13 protein-coding genes are annotated in these 19,594 nt (G+C 55.1%); 9 read left to right on the forward strand and 4 right to left on the reverse strand.

Annotated elements, in window-relative coordinates; genetic code table 11:
• Positions 1-17: 17 nt before the first annotated feature.
• From CEE69_RS13585 to CEE69_RS13615, 8 genes are all read left to right on the forward strand, one after another.
• Positions 18-3,191, forward strand: coding sequence for an ankyrin repeat domain-containing protein (locus tag CEE69_RS13585; protein ID WP_158231021.1), 3,174 nt, complete (start codon positions 18-20; stop codon positions 3,189-3,191).
• 60 nt (positions 3,192-3,251) lie between these two features.
• Entirely contained in the window at positions 3,252-4,034 is a 783-nt protein-coding gene (locus tag CEE69_RS13590) for a hypothetical protein (protein WP_099261168.1), read from the forward strand.
• A gap of 203 nt (positions 4,035-4,237) precedes the next feature.
• Positions 4,238-4,513 carry a hypothetical protein gene (locus tag CEE69_RS32020; RefSeq protein ID WP_143549236.1) on the forward strand — a complete coding sequence of 92 codons (276 nt, stop codon included), beginning with the start codon at positions 4,238-4,240 and terminating at the stop codon, positions 4,511-4,513.
• Between the two features lie 67 nt (positions 4,514-4,580).
• A complete protein-coding gene (locus tag CEE69_RS13600) occupies positions 4,581-6,302 on the forward strand; it encodes a thioredoxin family protein (protein WP_233215201.1) in 1,722 nt (573 codons plus the stop codon).
• Positions 6,299-7,777 (forward strand): PQQ-binding-like beta-propeller repeat protein, encoded by a 1,479-nt coding sequence (locus CEE69_RS13605; protein WP_099261171.1) that lies wholly within the window; start codon positions 6,299-6,301, stop codon positions 7,775-7,777. Before CEE69_RS13600 ends, CEE69_RS13605 begins: the two co-directional genes overlap by 4 nt.
• Before the next feature lie 170 nt (positions 7,778-7,947).
• Positions 7,948-9,357, forward strand: a complete 1,410-nt coding sequence (locus CEE69_RS32515; protein WP_158231022.1) for a hypothetical protein — start codon at positions 7,948-7,950, stop codon at positions 9,355-9,357.
• Between the two features lie 46 nt (positions 9,358-9,403).
• Positions 9,404-10,684: a serine hydrolase domain-containing protein gene (locus tag CEE69_RS13610; RefSeq protein ID WP_158231023.1), complete on the forward strand. Its 1,281-nt coding sequence runs from the start codon at positions 9,404-9,406 to the stop codon at positions 10,682-10,684.
• Positions 10,685-10,729: 45 nt separating this feature from the next.
• Positions 10,730-11,683, forward strand: coding sequence for an alpha/beta hydrolase (locus tag CEE69_RS13615; protein ID WP_099261173.1), 954 nt, complete (start codon positions 10,730-10,732; stop codon positions 11,681-11,683).
• Here CEE69_RS13615 and CEE69_RS13620 read toward each other — a convergent pair whose 3' ends face one another.
• The 3 genes from CEE69_RS13620 to CEE69_RS13630 all read right to left on the reverse strand — a co-directional run bounded on the left by CEE69_RS13620 (position 11,684) and on the right by CEE69_RS13630 (position 15,162).
• A complete protein-coding gene (locus tag CEE69_RS13620) occupies positions 11,684-13,762 on the reverse strand; it encodes a hypothetical protein (RefSeq protein ID WP_143549237.1) in 2,079 nt (692 codons plus the stop codon).
• 41 nt (positions 13,763-13,803) lie between these two features.
• Complete coding sequence (locus CEE69_RS13625; protein WP_199169871.1) at positions 13,804-14,712, reverse strand: alpha/beta fold hydrolase; 909 nt, start codon at positions 14,710-14,712, stop codon at positions 13,804-13,806.
• Between the two features lie 141 nt (positions 14,713-14,853).
• A complete protein-coding gene (locus tag CEE69_RS13630) occupies positions 14,854-15,162 on the reverse strand; it encodes a hypothetical protein (RefSeq protein ID WP_143549238.1) in 309 nt (102 codons plus the stop codon).
• A gap of 994 nt (positions 15,163-16,156) precedes the next feature.
• Here CEE69_RS13630 and CEE69_RS13640 point away from each other — a divergent pair.
• Positions 16,157-17,362: a DUF1559 domain-containing protein gene (locus CEE69_RS13640; protein ID WP_099261264.1), complete on the forward strand. Its 1,206-nt coding sequence runs from the start codon at positions 16,157-16,159 to the stop codon at positions 17,360-17,362.
• A 180-nt stretch (positions 17,363-17,542) separates the two neighbouring features.
• Here CEE69_RS13640 and CEE69_RS13645 read toward each other — a convergent pair whose 3' ends face one another.
• Positions 17,543-19,549 carry a TolC family protein gene (locus CEE69_RS13645; protein WP_158231024.1) on the reverse strand — a complete coding sequence of 669 codons (2,007 nt, stop codon included), beginning with the start codon at positions 19,547-19,549 and terminating at the stop codon, positions 17,543-17,545.
• Positions 19,550-19,594: the final 45 nt, after the last annotated feature.

Consider the following 19,594-nt stretch of genomic DNA (forward strand, 5'->3'; position numbering starts at 1 on the left):
CGGCGATGATGATCGCGATGATGACAGCTTCGGACACCGTGGCCGCGAAGCCTTTCTTCGCCAGTCCGCATGTCCGACCGATCGCGATCGCCGATGGGTTGGTGCTGGTGGTCAACACGCCGGCGGATACCGTTGATGTATTCGATCGCACGACCCGTCGGCTGGTGAAGCGTATTGCGGTTGGCGTTGATCCCGTTTCCATCGCGGTTCGTCCCGATGGCGAGGAAGTGTGGATCGCGAACCATGTTTCTGACTCAATCAGCGTGGTCGATCTGAAGGTCGATAGCCCGACCTATTTGTGCCCAATTGCAACCGTACAGCAATTCGACCACGCGTCGCGTACGACACGCTTTGACGAACCGGTGGGCATCGCGTTCGCCAGCAACGACAAAGCGTACGTGGCGCTATCGTCGGAAAACGCTATCGCAGTGATCGATGTCGACGGGCGCAAGGTGACTAAGCGTCTGAAAATCAACGCCCAAGATCCACGCGCCATCCTGGTCGCGGGCGACCGTCTGTACGTGATCCCGTTTGAATCAAACAACCAAACGCAACTTTCCGGTGGAAACGGGCATGAAATTGACGGGGAGTTGGTCACCTTTGACGCTTGGCAGCATTCCATTTTTCACAACAACGTGTTGTCGCTGGGACACGTTGTCGACATCGTCAAGCATCCCGATGTTCCTGACCGCGACCTGTTTGTCTTTGACACCAGCACCGACGAACTGGTTCAGACAGTCGATACGCTGGGGACGTTGTTGTACGGATTGGATGTCGATGCCAGCGGGAACGTGTTCATCGCGATGACGGATGCTCGCAACGAGATCAATGGACGAGCTGGAACGAAGAAGCACGGATTGAAGGAACTGGGCAACCGTGCGTTCCTGAATCGTGTCACGCGAATCGGAGCGGATCTGGGAAACGATTCCGTTGAGTTTTTCGATCTCGAACCACAGCCACCGCAGCCCCCCGAACCGGATGCGGCTTTTGCAACGCCCTACGCGATCAAGGTCAGTCGGGACCAAAGGACTCTTTTTGTCTCCGCCGCCGCCTCCGGTCGGCTGATCGCGATGGATACAGTGTCGGGCGAGGTGCTAGATAATGTCGACGTGCAAGCGGTCCCACGCGGCATCGCCATCGACCACGACAATGCGGGCCAACCACAAACGGCTTGGGTTCTCAATTCGGTCGAGAATTCCATTTCGGTCGTGGACGTGTCCGATGTTTCGCGGATGCGGGTGATCGAGCACTTGCCGATGGAGGATCCGACGAATCCGGTATTGAAGCGGGGACGAAAGGCGTTCGAATCCGCGGAGGCTTCGACGACGAAGACATTCTCGTGTGCCAGTTGTCACCCCAACGGCCATACCGATCAATTGCTTTGGGTTTTGAAGACGCCGATCGTCAGCGGCGGTGATCAGATCATGCCGCGGTCGACCATGCCGGTGCGAGGGCTTCGCGATACGCAGCCGTTTCATTGGGATGGCGTTCCGGGCGACCCCTACGGAGGCAACAACAGTGCGAGCATTCACGCGTCGGTGCCGCCCAACAGCGATGCTGACGATCCGCTGTCGGCCATTCGTCATCTTGTCGATGGCGGGATCGCGGGCACGATGTCGATGCACGATGATCCAACTCAAAATGACGAAGGCAAAGCGGGAACCCTGGATGCGCCGGAGCGGGACGCAATGTCGGCGTTTCTGTTGAGCATTCGCTACCCGCCGGCACCACGACGTCCCTACGACAACGTGGTCTCCGATCAGGCCAAACGCGGTTTCGAGCTGTTCCACGTCCATGGTGACGACGATCCGAGCAAGCCACGCCCGAATGTTTGTGGCGATTGTCACCGGATGCCGTTCTTGGTCAGCACCAACACGCCGGGAACCGGCATGGACGCACCGACGTGGCGGGGCGCACAAGATCGTTTCCTAATCCTGCCGCAAGGCAGGTTGAACATCATCGACTTCGATTTCTACGCGGCTATCGCGGATGGCGGACAAGACGAACGCAGCATTTGGCAACTGTCTTGGGCCGGTCGCGAGCGATTCAACCCGGTGTGGGACATGGTGCTGGAAGGAAGCACGGGAATGTCTGGTACTTACGGCCGGCAATGGACAATGAATCAGTCCAACGCCGATGATGACCAAGGTCGTGATCTACTAAGCGTGCTCGAACAAGCCGCCTTGGAGGACGCGATTGTATTGAAGGCTGAAGGCGTGGTGATCGGAGGCGATGCGTCGACCGCCATCCAGCTGGTACTTCAAAGCGAAGCCGAGGCACCACGCTATCAAGATCTCAACGATTCGTCCGTCGAGTACAGTCGCGGCGATCTTGAAGACGCTGCCGCGGCGGGCCGTTTGATCCTGACGTGGACGGCGACGCTTCCTTCGACCGAGTCGTTCGAAGCCCAGCCGGCAATCTGGACGCACGGCCCGATCGGGCAACAACGGGGACGGCAGCAGTTCCCGATTTTGCATACAGCACGTCCGGAAATGCTGATCAGCGGTCGACATTTCGGTTCCGATGCCACGGTGTTTGTCGACGGGAGAGTCGCCGATGCCCAAGTTGATGTTGCTGGCGAAGATGTCTCGATTGAATTTGGCAAGTTACCCTCTCTTGGCATGCACCTGCTCCAAGTCAAAACCGCCTACTCGGACTTCAGCAATGATTTCATTTTCTATGTCGCCAAAGACGCAGGCGATGCGGATCGGCTGAAGTTGGAATTGGACCGGCCGCATCTTGACCTGCAAAAGCGGCTTGCTGATGCCGTCGGCCGCGGTGATCTCCGCCGTGTCCGTGGGTTAATTTCTCGTGGAGCAGCAGTCAATTCGATCGACCGCGAAAGCGGCAGCTACCCGCTGGCGATCGCGGCCCTTCATGGCCACACCAAAATCGCCGAGTACCTCATTGAATCGGATGCCGATATCGATGCCAAGAACCGTGACGGTAACACGGCGCTGCACATCGCCTCATTCTTGTGCCACAAAGAAGTGGTCGAAGTCCTGATCGAGCACAACGCATCGAAGTCGATCCGCAGTGCCCGAGGCGAACGTGCGGTCGACACGGTTGCCGGTCCTTGGAGCGATGAACTGGCAGGCCTCTACAAATTCATTGCGACATTGACGTCACAGGACATTGATCTCGAAGCTGTGCGGGACGAACGCCCCCGCGTCGCCGCCATGCTCAAGTGATCCCATCAAAACAACAAACTCACTTCTTGCTTAAAACTCTTTCACAAAGGAATCAATGAAATGAATCGAAGAAATCAGCACTGGACGCTTCGTGCGTTCATCGCATTGGCAGTCTCATTCATCGCGTCCGGGACTCAGTCAGCGATAGCACAAGACTTTGACTTGATCGAGCAACGACTCGGTGGAATAGTCGCCGACGGCGAGCTATCGCTTGAGCAGGCTCACGTGATGTTGCACGCCCTTCGGCAACACGCCGAACAACATCACGAACAGGCCGAGATGCAGGAGCTGTTTGAAAGGGCCGGCATCGCAGAATCATCAGTTGTCCGGTTGCATCGTGCGTTGGAAGAACGCGGGATACATGGTCAGCAACGCGATCTCTCCATGCGGCTTCTATTGCGGGCCTTGCAAACCAAGAATTCATCGGCTGATGAATTCGAGTTCCCCACTAAGTTGCGTCAATATTTGCAAACCGAAGGCAAGTTGGCCGAAGAGCAAGTGCAATTCATCACGAATATCGCCGCACGATTGGCTCGTGAAGTGAACACTAATCGCGAGCAGAAGCAACAGCGATCAGAGCAAACGCAAACGCGGCAGAAGCAGGTCGAAGAACGGATTGTACAGTGGATCGAATCACTCGAAACGGAACTTCGCGAAGCCGTCGAGTCCGAAAGATTGACCGAGGACGAGGCTTGGGAGAAATGGGACTGGATCAAGGAAAACCAAATCGAACCGAAGCTGGATGCCGCTATGGAAGAACGTTCGTTGACCGAAGAGCAATCCGAACACATCTGGGTTGAAATCAAAGAGCGTGAAGCCGAGCTTCGTGAGCAACATGAATAACACGGGCCAATCTCAAACGATGATTTCGACAGTCATGCGATGGTTGATTGTTTTACGCTTGACGCTCTTGCTTTTCGTCATGCTGCAGACGCTTTCGGGTGTCGCGTCTGGTTATGAGCCTGAGCCGGATTGTCTACGGCATCAGTGGCGTGGTCCACAAGCCAATGGTACATCGGCAACTGCGTATCCACCTGTGACGTGGAATGAAGACACGAACATCAAATGGAAAGTTGCCATTGATGGTCGGGGAACGTCGACGACTGATCGTCTGGGGCAGCAACCTCTGTGATGCTAATACTCATCACGCCAAGAACTTGCCGGTTTTTCTGGCCGGCGGTGGCTACGAACACGGTCGCTACATCAACCTTCGCAACAATGGCGACCATCCGTTGTGCAATCTGTTCCTGCGTTTGCGACAGGATGCCGAAGTCGAAACGGATACCTTTGGACAAAGCACAGCGGCGCTTAGGTGGAACTGATTCATTGCCCCTCGATGCCCAACATGATCTTTAAAAGGAGTTTAGCTTGATGTGGAAATTCGGACTATTGACAACCCTAGCTTTGCTTTGCTCGCTTCCATGCTTGGCTAGCGACTCAGGGCATCTCAGCCCCATCGGCGAGCGAGTCGATTCATTCACGCTCGACAATTGCTACGGGAAGCCAGTTTCGCTGGACGACTTTTCTGAATCGAATGCGATTGCGATTGTGTTTCTGGGGACTGAATGTCCGCTTGCCAAACTTTACGGGCCGCGTCTGACGCAGATTCAGCAGCAGTACTCCGATCGCGGCATTCAAATCGTTGGGATCAACTCCAACAAGCAGGACAGCCTGACCGAGTTGGCGGCTTATGTGCATCGACACGAATTCGGCTTCCCCATGTTGAAAGATCCCGGCAACCGCATCGCCGATACGATGGGTGCCCAGCGGACACCGGAAGTCTTCTTGCTCGATCAGGATCGGGTGGTCCGCTACCACGGTCGGATCGATGATCAATACGGCGTCGGCTATTCCAAAGAGCGAGATGCAAAGCCAGAGTTGACACTCGCCATCGATGCGTTGCTGGGCGGGAAGGCGATCGACAAGCCCGAAACCGAAGCCGTTGGGTGTCACATTGGCCGGGTCAAAGAAGTGCCACCAACGGGCAGCGTGACGTTTACCAAAGACATCGCTCCGATCTTCAACACGAAGTGCGTCAACTGTCATCGAGACGGCGAGATCGCTCCGTTCACGTTGACCAGCTACGACGACGTTCTCGGATGGGAAGACACCATTTTGGAAGTCATCGCGGAGAACCGCATGCCGCCGTGGTATGCCGATCCTGATCACGGAACGTTCGCCAACGACGCTCGATTGACCTCGCATCAGCGAGAATTGATATCGACTTGGGTTGACAATGGAATGCCCGAAGGCGATCCCAAAGACTTGCCTGAACCGCCGAAGTTCGTGGACGGATGGCAAATTGACCAGCCCGATCAAGTCGTCCGGATGCGAGACAAGCCTTTCTCGGTTCCCGCTGAGGGCGTGTTGGATTATCAGCGGTTTGTCATTGATCCCCAGTGGTCCGAAGACAAGTACATCGTCGCGTCCGAAGCCCGTCCCGACAAACGTGGCGTCGTTCACCACATTTTGGTTTATGTCATTCCGCCGGGCCAGCAGCGACGAGATCTTCGTCAGGCGATTGCCGGCTACGCACCCGGAAGCCCACCACTGGAACTGACAGATGGCATCGCGGTCGAGGTCAAAGCGGGCAGCAAATTGCTCTTTGAGATGCATTACACCCCCAACGGCACGACCACTGAGGACTTGAGCTATGTAGGATTCCGTTTCACGAACAAGCAGAACGTTCGCAAGCGGCTTCAAGGACGTCTTGCGATCGACCAGCGTTTCGAGATCCCTGCCGGTGTGGCCAACCATACGGTCAAGGCCACCTACGTCGTTCGGCAGGAAGAGAACCTGATCAGCATGTCACCGCACATGCACTTGCGAGGTAAATCATTCCGGTACGATATTCGCTTCCCCGACGGTCGGAAAGACACGCTGCTGAACGTCCCCAACTACGACTTCAATTGGCAGCTGAAATACATCCTTGACGAACCCATGCGATTGCCAAAAGGAACACGGGTTGAATGTACCGCCGTCTTTGACAACAGCAAGTACAACCTAGCCAATCCCGATCCGTCGAAGCCTGTCCGCTGGGGCGACCAGAGTTTCGAGGAGATGATGATTGGATTCATGGATACGGTGCCCGTGGAGGATGATCTTCGATGAAAGCAACGAAACCAGTGCTGCTGTTGATTGCGTCACTTTTACTCGGTGAAGTTGGATACGCGGACTGGCCTCAGTTTCGTGGTAACAACTCCGACGGCATCGGATCGGGATCACCGCCGATCGCGTTCGGCCCAAACAAGAACGTCCGCTGGAAAACGCCACTTGCACCGGGACACAGTTCACCGTGTCTCGCTGGTGACCGAATCTTTGTCACGACCTGTCACGCCAAGGATCGGTCGCTAAGCGTCGTTTGCCTAAGTCGCGACAACGGCGAGGTCCTTTGGGAATATTCAGTCACCGTCGACGAATTGGAAAAAGGGCATCCCTCGTTCAACCCTGCCAGTAGTTCACCGTGCTGCGACGGGGAGAGAGTCGTTGCGTACTTTGGGTCGTATGGGTTGCTCTGTCTTGACCACGAAGGCAAGCCGCTCTGGGAAAAACGTTTGCCGCTAACCAAGTCGTTTGCTGGAAACGCAGCGTCACCGATGATCGTCGGCGACAAACTGATTCTGTATCGCGGCAACTACGTCGACCACTACCTGCTTTGCCTTGATAAACGGACGGGCAACGAACTGTGGCGCGTCCCGCAGTCCGAAAAATTCACCGGCGAAATGGCCTGCACCGCGTGCCCGATCATCGCCGGCGATCGTTTGATTTGTCATTCCGCCCGAAGCGTGCAAGCGTTCGACATTGATACGGGTGAAAGACTTTGGATCGCGGGCGTCGCCACGACGGCAACCAGCACTCCGATCATCGCTGGCAACGAAGTGGTCGTGGCGGGATGGAACAAGCTTGGCGAACCCAGCTTGCGTCCGCCGATACCGAATTTCGAAAAATTGCTAGAGTCCAGCGATATGAATGGGGATCAGTTGATCGGGCGCACGGAACTTCCCAAGCTGTGGATCTTCCATCGTCCTGACGGAGCCGAAGCACCAATGAACGGTGGCACGGTTACGTTTCGGATGGCCGACAAAAATCGCGACGGGAAGATCCAACGCGAGGAATGGATCGGGGTTGTTCAGGGAATCAGCAAGTTTCGAGACGGTTACGAATCGCACGGACTACTCGCCATTCCGTTGGATTCAGTGGGACTCGTGAGTCCCGACGTCATGCGGACTTTGACTGAGAAGGGGATCCCCGAAGTGCCCTCGCCGGTTTCAGATGGCGATCATGTCTACCTCGTTAAGAATGGCGGTTTGCTGACTTGCCTGAATTTGATGACAGGTGAAACGACATCCCGCGTTCGCACGCGCGGTAGTGGAACGCATTACGCCTCGCCACTGATCGCGGGCGGAAACCTTTATACCTTCGCCGGCGACGGTCGGGTCAGCGTCCTGAGTCTCGGTGCGCGTCCAAAGATTTTGGAAGTCAATGAAATGGAGGACGGAGTCTACGCGACTCCGGCGATTGGTGACGGGGTTATTTACTTGCGGACTCATTCCGCACTCTATGCGTTCGCGAAGGAGCAAGAATGAGGCTCTGGTTTGATCGAAGCGTTTCGATCGGTGGTACGCCACGTCGATTCTGTCATTGGGCGGTTGGCCCCATGCATTCTCACGTGCTCGTCATCTTTCTTGTGGTCTGCGGATGTTTCGTATCGTTACTGCCAGCTCAGGAGCCACCGCCTCGGTCTCTTGAACAAAAGATGCAGCGATTCCAGAAGCATGCTGAGCGGTGGCATCGTGTCGGCGAGATCATGCGAGAATTTCAGCCGCTGGTAAAAAACGTTGAGTTTGATCGTGCCGAAACACTCGTCGTCAGAGCACTCAGCATTCTCGAAAGCGGAACCGATCCGCAGGCGGAACAACGGCTTCGCAAGTTTCGGCGGCAAGCGGATGAGACGCACTACATCATCTTGCCAGTCCCCGAAGCCGGTCATTTGCACGGTGGGAATGTCGAAGCTTTCGAGAAAGGCATTCTGCGAACGAAGCAGCAACTCGGCCAGGTCGCTGACCCTACCAAACACAACTGGGGCTTTCATTTGATGTTGCCCGCGTGGCGTTTCGATCCCGAACATCTGTTCAATCCCAACGCCAGCAAACAGATCATGTCGCGTTCGATCGAGGGAGCCATCGACGTTGCGTTGCGGCATGATGTTGCCGTCTATATCACCATTGAAAACCTCGAATGGGAAAACCGTCCCGACCTGTGGAATTTCAGTGATGAAAGTAGGCCGGGGTACGATCCAGACAACACCCAAAACGTCGAATGGATGGACTGGGACGGCGCGCCGCATCCACATCGCTATCGTGACTGGGGGCGTCCCGAACAGATGCCGCCGGTCATTTGTTACAACAGCCCAACCGTTCGTCGCGAAGTATCGCGTTTGGCTCAGAACGTCATTGGTCCGGCTATCACAGCGGGCATCAAGAAACTTGCAGACGCCAACAAACAACACCTGTTTGCGGGAGTGACCGTCGGCGCGGAACCGGCACTGCCCAACTACTCGGTCATCGACAAAGTCAATCCACGCATCGCCGAGAAGATGCAGCGCGATGGCGTACCTCGCCGACGACTCGGATACAACGCGCTCACGAATCTCGGCTACAGCAAAGTCAATCCACCAGCCGACTTCGCTGAGGCACTGGCCAAAGTCAACCAGGATTACATTTCCTTGTGGGCGAATCACCTAGCCAAAGCAGGCGTTCCGTCCAGCAGGATGTACAGCCACGTGGCGGCGGGGGCCGGAGTCATCGGTTCGCCCGGAGTCGAATTCACCAACGCTCCGATTTCGATTGCGTTCGCGGAATCGTGTCGCCCCGGCTGGACATCGTATCCGGTCGGACCGCTGCAGAACGACTTTGGCTTGCTGTATGAAGCACTCGCCGAGCACGGCAACCCACCGTGGGCCAGCACTGAAGCGACACCCAGCGGCTTCGGTCCGGAAGGTGTTCCCATGCGTGAATACCTTCAGCGTCACTTTGATTTCGGAGCGTCCGTCGTCGTGTTCAACACCGGTGCAACCGAGCCAGACTTCGCCGGTCGCTTGCATCACGCTGTCTGGGGCGAGGACGCAATTCTCGCTTACCGTCAATTTATTTCATCCCAAAAGTAGTCCAGCTAGAGAAGACATTTCGTTGATGAATATCGAACCGAGGACCTTGTCGTTTACCTTGCTGCTGGTCAGTTGCTGTTTGCCGCCAACCTTATCGCTGGCTCAACCGATGCCCGCGCCGTCAAGGATGCCGGCCGCCAACGCGGAGTCGGTTGGCATGTCGTCCGATGGTTTGAATCGTATCGGCGAACTGATGCAAAAACACATCGACGCCGGGCACATTCAGGGCGCGGTGACGATCGTGGCACGTCGCGGCAAAGTGGTTCATTTCTCAACGCACGGAAAAATGGATGTCGAGCAAGGCCGAGCGATGGAACCTGACGCGATCTTTCGCATGGCGTCTTCGACGAAGCCTGTACTTGGCGTCGCAGCGATGATGATGATTGAGGAAGGAAAACTCAGCCCGAGCGATCCCGTTTCAAAGTACATCCCTGAGTTCGCCGACATGAAAGTTGCCGTTCTGGCTGAACCGGCGGATCGGGATGTCAGCCCATCGTGGGTGAACCCAAAAGGTGATGTGCCCGATCATCGCCTTGTCCCGGTCAACACACCGATAACGATTCATCATCTGCTGACTCACACATCGGGCCTCAAGAGCGGCGGATTGGGATCGGCGGTCGATTCTGTAACGCGCCGCAAGGACGACACGCTCGCGACCTACATCCCAAAGCTCGCCAAGGTTCCACTGGATTTTCAGCCCGGCACGCGGTGGAGCTACAGCCCCGGCACGGGCCTCGACGTCGTCGCCCGCATTATCGAAATCGTCTCCGAAACTCCGTTTGACGAGTTCCTGCGGAAACGAATCTTCGATCCACTTGAGATGAACAACTCGTATTTCAACCTGCCCAGCGATAAGGAATCGAAACGTGTCGTCATTTCGGGAAGCGACAAATGGGAAAAACTCAAAGGGTGGGGGCCAACCAAATACGTCTCGGCATCGGGTGGGCTGTCCAGTGCGGCCGAAGACTACCTCCATTTCGAGCAAATGTTACTGGGCGGTGGCGAACTCTTCGGCCACCGACTGCTTCGCGCCGAGAGCGTCAAACGGATGAGCAGCAATCAGGTTGACGATCTCTACTCAGGCCTGACTGGACGCAAAAAGGGACGCCAAGGAATGGGCTTCGGGTACACGGTCGCCGTGACACTCAATCCGGATGCAGCCGAAAACAATCGCGGAAAAGGTGCATTCGGATGGGGCGGCGCTTTCGGCACGCAATCGTGGACTGATCCTGAAAGGGAACTGGTCGCAGTGCTAATGCTCCAACAGCCGCACGGCCCAACGCAACGCGATATTGGTGAAGCCGTTCAGCAGGCGATTATCGATTAGTCATAAAACCAACAGATAAACCTTCGGAAACGAAACGAGAGAGTCATGAAATATTCAATGGCAGCAGCCATCCTTACACCAGTACTGTTTTGCGTCGCGGCGACTCATGTCTTTGGGCAAGACAACAAGCGAGATCCGAGTTTTGCAAACGTGAAGTATGCAAAACATGATCGACATGTTTTCGACATCTGGCTGGCCGACTCATCGAAGCCCACACCACTGGCGATCTACATTCACGGCGGAGGCTTCACTTCGGGTAGCAAAGAAAAGCTGAAGCCGGACGTTTTGTCTGAACTGCTTGAATCCGGCATCTCCGTCGCGGCGATCAACTACCGCTACAAAACAATCGCCCGTCTGCCCGCCGCTCATCACGATGGCCGACGCGCACTGCAGTTCATGCGATCCAAAGCGACCGACTGGAACATCGATAAAAACAACGTCGCCGCCTTCGGCGGTTCTGCCGGCGCTCAAATCTGCATGTGGTTGGCCTTCAGTGACGAAATGGCGAAACCAGATAGCGATGATCCCATCGAACGAGAATCAACACGGCTGACGTGCGTTGCGACCGCCGGAGGCCAGACGTCCAACGGCGCTGAATTCTGGGAAGAGATGATCGGCTCTCTTGTGGACGAGGAAACCGCACGCGCTGCACTCATGATGCCTTTCAAGGGCAGAGCTCCTGAACAAGTACAAATCGCAACCTGGGGCGGTAAGACTCTCGACGAAGCCAACAAGACTGCCGCCCGCTATTCCGCGATCGACATCGTGACAGCCGACGACCCGCCGATCTTCATGAGCTACGGATCGTCACCGGGTTCCAAACCGCCGACCGATCCAAAGAGACTTCGAGGCTGGCTCATTCATCACGTCAACCTTGGAATCGCTCTCAAGGAAAAAACTGACGCCATCAAACACGAAGCCCACCTGAAATATCCCGGTTCAGAATGCGAATACGAATCGCTGGTTGAGTTTTTTCAGGACAAGTTGCTGGGGAACTAGTCAACGGAAATCTGGACCACCAGACCCGACGTAGCCGTGGCTCGCACCTGACTCGTCCGGGCTGACCCAGAACGCGTACAGCAAGCCATTCTTCAAATGAAAACGGAATCGGATCGGCCTGTCGCTAATAGTCGTAAGATCGCCGGCACCCTGCCATGAAACCTTCGCAAGTGTCTTGTCTGACGAAATCGGAAGACAATTCGCTTTGGTAAACGGTTCGATTGCCTTTCCGTTCTCATCCAGAATTTCGACGGATAACTCGCCATCGGGGCAATCCACATTGACGAACAGGTGCTGTCCTTTGAACGTCACCGGTCGCGTGGTCAGCGTGCCGCCCTTTACGCCGGCATCCATTGAGGCGAAACCGTCACGTCGCAGGAATGCCAAACCGGTTGAAGCGTCGAGATCCCAAGCGTCGTCTTCACGCGGCTTGGCATGTCCGCTGAAATAGAAATACAGCCGATCGCCCACGACCAACGGCCCGCCAGCACAGGATTGGACATTACCGTACCGCCAGCTTCGTTCATCCCACGTGCTGGAAATGAATCGCGCCCGATTCGGACGGTCCCAGTGAAACCCGTCGCGACTGAAACCGAGCAGGATGTCGTTCCGTTTTTGGAGGTTCAGTTCACCGCAGACGTCGTTGGGTGGTCCTTGCCAAATCGAAAATTGGCCGAGCATGATACTCTCGTAGGGTGACGCGTCGAGGTTGTATAGCTCAGGGGCGATGTGAGAGAACCTATCGTCCGGATGACGGGGATCAAGATCCTCCGCTCCTGTCCAATTGACGGAGTCTCCCGAAACCTCACCGCGAACGATTTTGTCTCCGTCGATGCGAGGGCCATTGAAACCTGCCTTGGCAAATAATTGTTCGACGGTGCGTCCTTCCGTGTAGGATCGCGCCCGTCGTTCCTCGCGATCCTCCGTGCGTTGGCTTAGAACCCACACGTCGCGGAATGGATTGTAAAAGGCTGTTGAACGGTCGCCCCAGATTCGGGCTTGCACCTTCGGTTCCGACCATTCGATTCCGTCGGCACTGCTGCGATAGGTGAAGAACCAGCCGATGTCGTCGTCAATCTCGTGAATGTCCTCACTGGCAAAATACTTGAATCTTTCCTGAGGGGACGTTGCTTGATGGTCCAACCAAACCGTGCTCGAATTCATGGTTTCAGGGTGCAGCACCAGATTGGCATGCACCGCACCAGCAGTTGGGTTCACTGCGAAAAAGTCAAAGTAGTCTGACTTCAACATGGCGTCAGTCATCTCAAACACGGCTTTCCCGTCCGACGTATCAAGCGTGCCGTCATCATCGATGACGAAGCCCGCGTCACCGAAACCGATTTCGACGTGTTCGAGCTCCGACAGGTCGATTTCTTCACCCTCATCATCGAACGCTGTCATCGAAACGCGTTCACCTGCGGAAACCTCTCTCGGAAGCCGCAAGCACACCGAGTTGGACTCTTCTGCTACGCGTGTTCTCGAACAATTTCCGCCAGCGGCGAACGCGGCAGCAACGCTTTCAAAGGGCGCGTCTTCGTCAGGATGGACCAAAACGCAAGCGATCGATCGCGGCAGTTCGGATGTGGTGGAAATCTCTTGCAATGCCGGCATCTGCCAATGGATCCCATCCTGGCTGGTGGCATAAAGCAGCGTGCCCTCGCCGCCCGCATACCAGATTTTGAAGAGCTTGTCCTTTGCGTCATAGCACACCCCACCGCTGAAAGGTGCTCGATAATCACCTGGTGTTTCTGCGCGGATCACCGGATTCTCTTCGCAGTACTCAGCCTGTTGGAATGTGCGAGACAGCGTTGTCGATTCAACAAGAAAGTTGTCGACGAAAAGCTGACGTCCCACGTCAATGGGAATGACCGCAGGCGGAATTTCGAGATAGGGAACGGGCATTGGCTCGCGCGTCAACTGCCCGGTTTTCGGCGGCCACGTTTCCGGCAATACGATCCCGTTGTAAAGACGCTCCTCCGCCGGTAGGAGTCCCGTCAAGCTGAGCACGGCAAGCAATCCTGCGATCGGCATTCTCGATGACATGTTTTGTTCGTCCTCGCGATTCAGGGTAGTGAGCATTCTGCAAGATTGATTCTGAGCCGCCCTTACAACGAATGCGGTCAATTGTTGTGCTGATCGGCAAGCCAGCGGACGATCGTTCGCGTGACCAACGCCGGTGCATCTTGTTGCACGAAGTGGTCCGCATTTGGGACGGTGACCAGGGTCAGCGGCTTCTCAAGGTACTCCCATGTTCGATTGAGTCCGTCAGCCAGTAACGCTGTGTCTTTGAGCCCGTGGATCATCAGCACAGGACACTTGACCATCGGGAAGCCAGTCTGCTGCTTGTACGGCTCGCTGGGGTAGTTGGCCTTGTAGTAGTTCAGCATTCCTTCAATCGATGAACGCTTCATGGCTTCGACGTATCGCTCACGCGATGATCGGTCTTTGACCCAAAACGTGAGTCCCATGGCGGTCAAATCGGTCGCCGCGTCAGGCTGCTGAAAACGCCGTGCGTACGCTGAAGCTTTTTGTTGTTCAGGATTGCTTGCCAATTCACGCGTCAGGCAGGCGGGGTGTGGCAGGTTGAGAACGACGAGCCGCTGTGTCATTTCAGGATGCTGCATCGCGAACGACCATGCGATCATGCCGCCCCAATCGTGGCCGATGACCGTTGTTTGTGACTTTCCAAAGTGTTTGACAACGGCTTCCACGTCACCGACCAACTTTGGCATCGCGTAGTTCTCGACGCCTTCAGGTTGGTCACTCTTGTTGAACCCACGGAGGTCGATGGCAACCACTTGATGGTCCTTGGCGATCGCGGGAATTTGCTCTCGCCAGGTGTACCAGTAGTCTGGAAATCCGTGAAGCATCACGACCAGCGGGCCTTCACCAGCCGTGACATAGTGAATCTTGACGGCGCCACTCTGGACAAAACCATGTTCGATGAGGTCTTCGATATCCGCATTCGCTGTCGTGGCAAACATGCCCAAGCAGCAGGCGACGGCGAAGAACAATCCAGAGCGTTTCATTGCTTGACCCGATACAACAGAGACTGAGAGAGCGACCAATATCCCAAAGTATCGCATGTCTGCTTGTTCCGGTGTCGTTCCATGAACTCATTTGCGTTTTGCTTCCAGCCCGTGAGGATCCAGAAAGATCATCCGACGATCTCACTGAGATTCGCCTGCTGCAGACGACCCACGTGAGGTTGAACGTACTTCTGTGCCTGGTTGCAGTGTATCGCTCTGGTAGACGATGACTTGGTCGCCTTTGCTGAGTTCTTTGAGAGTTTGGGTGTGAGAGTCGTTTTGCAAACCGATCGTGACGGGGTGCAAAATGGCTTCGCAGTCGACGATGGATAGCACCTGCCAATTTCGTTGATGTCGAAATAGGAAACTGTCGGGGATCACGTTGACGCGTTGTTCTTCCATGCCAAGCGACGATGCTTTGGTAAACGCGGCTGGTTCGAAGACTCGCACGCACCTTGTCAGTGGCGAGCACTTGCCGAATTGGCGTTCAGGACATGTTTCAAAAGACTGGTGGTTCCGTGTCAATGAATCGGAAACGGATCAAAGCAACCAAAGACCTCGTCGCCGGTCTGGGTAGGTTTTGCCCCGAAACGTTAAATTGTCGGTTCAGCGGACGCCGCGAGGCGAAGAAAGCGTCCGGTCATCGAGAGCCCTATTTTGACAAGCCGCTTTGTGCCTCCTAAGAAAAAACGTGTCGTGACTCATCGACATTCCGTTAACCATCCGACTGATTGTTCGATGATACCGCGATGACGGTAGGCGCCCGAAAGGAATAGCCTTGATGCGCCACGACGTTGACGGCACCCTGCTTGGTTTCTCTGCTGAACGATCAGCGAGTGCGTTTCATTGACATAGTGGGCTATCGCACTTCTGCAGGTCGAGCGTCCAACGGCTTTGATAGGAACCGGTAAATATCGAACACTGGTCAACGACAACTGGTTCAGTGTGCGGGCGAAACCGTAAACCGCTAAACGAATCCTGCGGCATTACAAAACCGAACCTTCACGCTACACCTCGACACATAGCCATACGCTAAACGCGTAGTGTTCGTCGTGTTGTCAGATATCTTGAATTCTCCAACGCACCGCGATTCACCCGTGCGGATCGATCATACGGTTGCAGAACTTACCAGTATGGAGAATGAGACAATCAAGACCTTAGCTAGCGTTCTCGTGCCCGTGCCAATTCTCGTGACAGGATGTGGTGGCTCGTCCGAGGCAGCCTTTAGCCCAATCAAGGCTCGAGCTGCGGAAGAGCAACAGTCGTTCGCGCAATACCACGAGCAACTGAAGGCGGAATCGAAGTCGCAGAATCGCAGATGAGTCGAACATCTGCCGCAGTTCGTTGCGTTGCTCTTCCACGCGGAAGCACGCCGAATATCACATCTTTGAAAAATAACATCATCCCCAACACTCAACTTCAAAACAGCCAACCAGGAAAACGAATGAGAAATTCAAGTCCACATCCTTCAAGGCTTCGACCGGCTGGATTCACCCTTGTCGAGCTACTTGTCGTCATCGCAATCATCGGCGTTCTGGTAGGGTTGTTGTTGCCCGCTGTTCAAGCCGCACGCGAAGCGGCTCGACGAATGAGTTGCAGCAACAACTTCAAGCAAATCGGATTAGCCATACACAACTATCATTCCGCTCACGATAATTTGCCGATGCAGCGAGGCGGGACATACGACACCGGTACAGGCGCCAGCAACAACAATGGCTTCAACCTTAGCTGGATGGTCGGCTTAACTCCCTTCATTGAACAACAAGCCCTTTGGGAGCAAATCAGTAATCCACTTGCTTTCAATCGAGACGGGTCCGTTCGAACTCCTCCATATCCAGCAATGGGCTCTGTTCCCTGGGACGAGAATTACCAACCGTGGCTGACGCAGGTCGTCAGCTTCCGTTGCCCCAGCGACGGTGCCGATTCCCCTAATGACCGCGTTGCCTTCAGCAACTACGCGGCCTGTGCCGGAGACGCATTTTTTGAGCAACATCACTCTGGAATCGATGACAGCGGTCGATCTTCGAATGATGGTACCTGGGGTGATTCGGCCGGATCACGATGGGCTCGCGGAGTCTTCAGAGCACGGCATTTCACCGCGTTCCGTGACATCAAGGATGGGCTATCTAACACCATTGCCGCTGGAGAAAATGTCGTTGATGTGCAGGAACGTGAGATCAAGACGATGCCTCACATTGACGGAAATGTTGAGAACCGTCCTCCTGCGTACTACGAAACTGCTGGTTTGATCGACCCTGAACGCCCACAATTCTGGGCCGCTGGAGTTCTACTGGATGATAATATCAACCACGGCCGTGGACGCCGGTGGAGTGATGGACGGCCACAGTCATCCGTTTTTCACACGATCCGCCCCCCCAATAGTTACAGCGTGGTTCAATCTCACGGAGGCCGCGGGCAGTTTTCCGCATCAAGCCGTCACCAAGGTGGCGTCTATGTCTTGATGGCCGATGGAGCGGTGCGTTTCGTAACTGACTCTATCGACACAGGCGATCAAAATCATATGGCATTTGGGCGAGCACAAGCACCAAGTACCGACCACAATGCAGGGGCAGGCAAGAAAAGCCCCTACGGTTTGTGGGGTGCTTTGGGGACGAAGTCTTCCCGTGAGATAATCGACGAACAGTTTTAATTGCGTCGAATAAGGTCATTGCCCGAAACGCAATCGATACGGAGATAGTGAGTCAAGCTTGCAATCTGCAAGCTTGACATGTTGTCTCAGACGATCATTGTTGCGACGTTGATGGTTTCTGAGATCGAAGCAAAGCCGTACATCAGTTTGTCCTGCGTTTCACAGACTGAGTCGTGTGAGCTATCTCCGGGACCATGATTTCAGAAAGTCGATCAATCGCCGGCTTGTTTTGGGAGTTTCGAGAATTTTGTCGATTTCGTCGTCCGACATCTCGCCGTCTTGATTGTCGTCTATCTTCTGGAACTCGACTTCGGTGTCCATCTCAACATCGTCTTCGTTGCCGGCGGAGCCATTCTTGCTGACAGGATCTTCTAGATCGAAATATTCCTCCGATGCTTGTGATCCACCTTCATAGCGTGTGACAGATGCCGACGGCGATTGCGAACGCGGGTAACACTTCTCATCGCCCAATCGTCCCATTGGCCCGATACTGCGGAAACGTTCTTCAAAGAAGACGACGTTGTGGGTTTGCAAGATGGTGCCGGTTTGCAATTCCAAACGTGCGATTTCTGTATTGTACTGAGACAACGCTTGAGCTTCGGCGCTGACGGAGTTGCCCCAATCGACAATCGCTTGCAATACCACAATGAATTGCACAATTCCTTCGTTGTACTGGGCCAATTGTTGTTCCAAGTTGATCCTCGCGGCTTGCCGGACGGCCTGGAAACGTTCGTATTGAGCATAAAACTGTTCGATGTTGCGCAGACTTAGTGCCAAAAAGTGCTGCATTTGATGCAGCCCTTGATCCAAGTTCGCCCGGTCTCGCGTGATCAGCAACTGTCGTTGCCGCAGCGCCGCCCGTTCCGCTCGCAATCCCAGTGGCACAGAGAAATTGACACCCAAGGACCAGTCTTCGAAGTCCCCCGAACCACTGCGGATGCGATTGCCCGACGGCGCGATTCCTTCGAGTCCGTTCCAACGATACAGAGCGACGCCGTTCAGTTGCGGCCGTGCTTGGTTGTTTGCCAACAGCAGTCGTTGCTGGTCCGCTTCCAGAATCAACTTCAGCTCGATGATGTCTGGACGTTCTCGTTGAGCCAAATCATTGATCGCAGTCCAGTCGACTTCAATCAATTCTTCCAGCATTGGCGTGACGGGAATCGTGCGTTGAGCTTCGTATGGCGGCAAGCCAAGAATGTTCAGCAACGCCGCTTGACGTTGCAACACGTTCGCCTCAGAAGCCAATAACGTGGCACGGAAGTTTTCGAGAGCAAGTTGGGTTTGAGCGAGGTCGCCGGCGTTGGCGTCACCGGTCGCAATGCGAGCCTCCGTTCGCGTGTTTGCAAACTCCGCTTGTTCGACCTGTTGTCGTCGTGCCCACAAATCCGTTTTCGAAAATACAAGTGACCAATAGGCTTCAATGACGCCTTGGACCGATTGTTGGACGGCAGCTTTGTATTGAAAATATGATCGTTCGGTGTCAATGCGGGCCAGCACGATAGGAGCTTGATTGACAGCGCGCCCGGCACCTTGGAGAAGCGGTTGCGTGTAACTGAGTTCCGTTGCCGTTCGATCGGCGGGATTGAGCGGCAGGACGCCCGGCGTGATACGGTTGGTGTTGCTGTTCACACCGAGGTTGGTTGTGCCGCCGATCAAGTTGCGTTTCGAAAGCCCAAAGTCGAGTCCATAGCCTTCATTTTGGACGCCTCCGATGATTGCGTTGGTAGGATCAAGGGGATCGAAGATCGCGTTGGGATTCTCCGTTTGGTTCCATACGTTGTTCAATCGCAGATTCGGATCGAATATCGCTCTTTGCCCGTCGATGGTCGTGTTCGTGATCGCAGCGTCATAGATTGTTCGCCCGCTGGTTGATGCGGTTACTCCGCCAAGCACACGCACGACTTCTGAGTTTGCCAGGGTGATGTTGATGGCGTCGTTGAGCGTCAGGTAACTTTGGGGAAATTCGAACTGTGGATCAGTCACGGTCGCGGGCCGAGGCGTGACCGGAACCGGTACTTGGCACAATTGTTCGGGGCGGCGAATGTCGAGACAGCGTTGCTCGGGCAAAATCGGTCGACACGGCTCGTCGGCCAATGCAGGACGCGGCACCCCGGCGATCGAGGTGCTGGCGATCGCGACGGCGAGTAGGTGATGGCGCAAACGGTGGATTTTTGTGTGAATGTCCATAGCGTCCATCATCGGACGGACGTAACGAATTCAACTAATGATTCA

The organism is Rhodopirellula bahusiensis (genome assembly GCF_002727185.1).
GTDB classification, from domain to species: Bacteria; Planctomycetota; Planctomycetia; order Pirellulales; family Pirellulaceae; genus Rhodopirellula; species Rhodopirellula bahusiensis.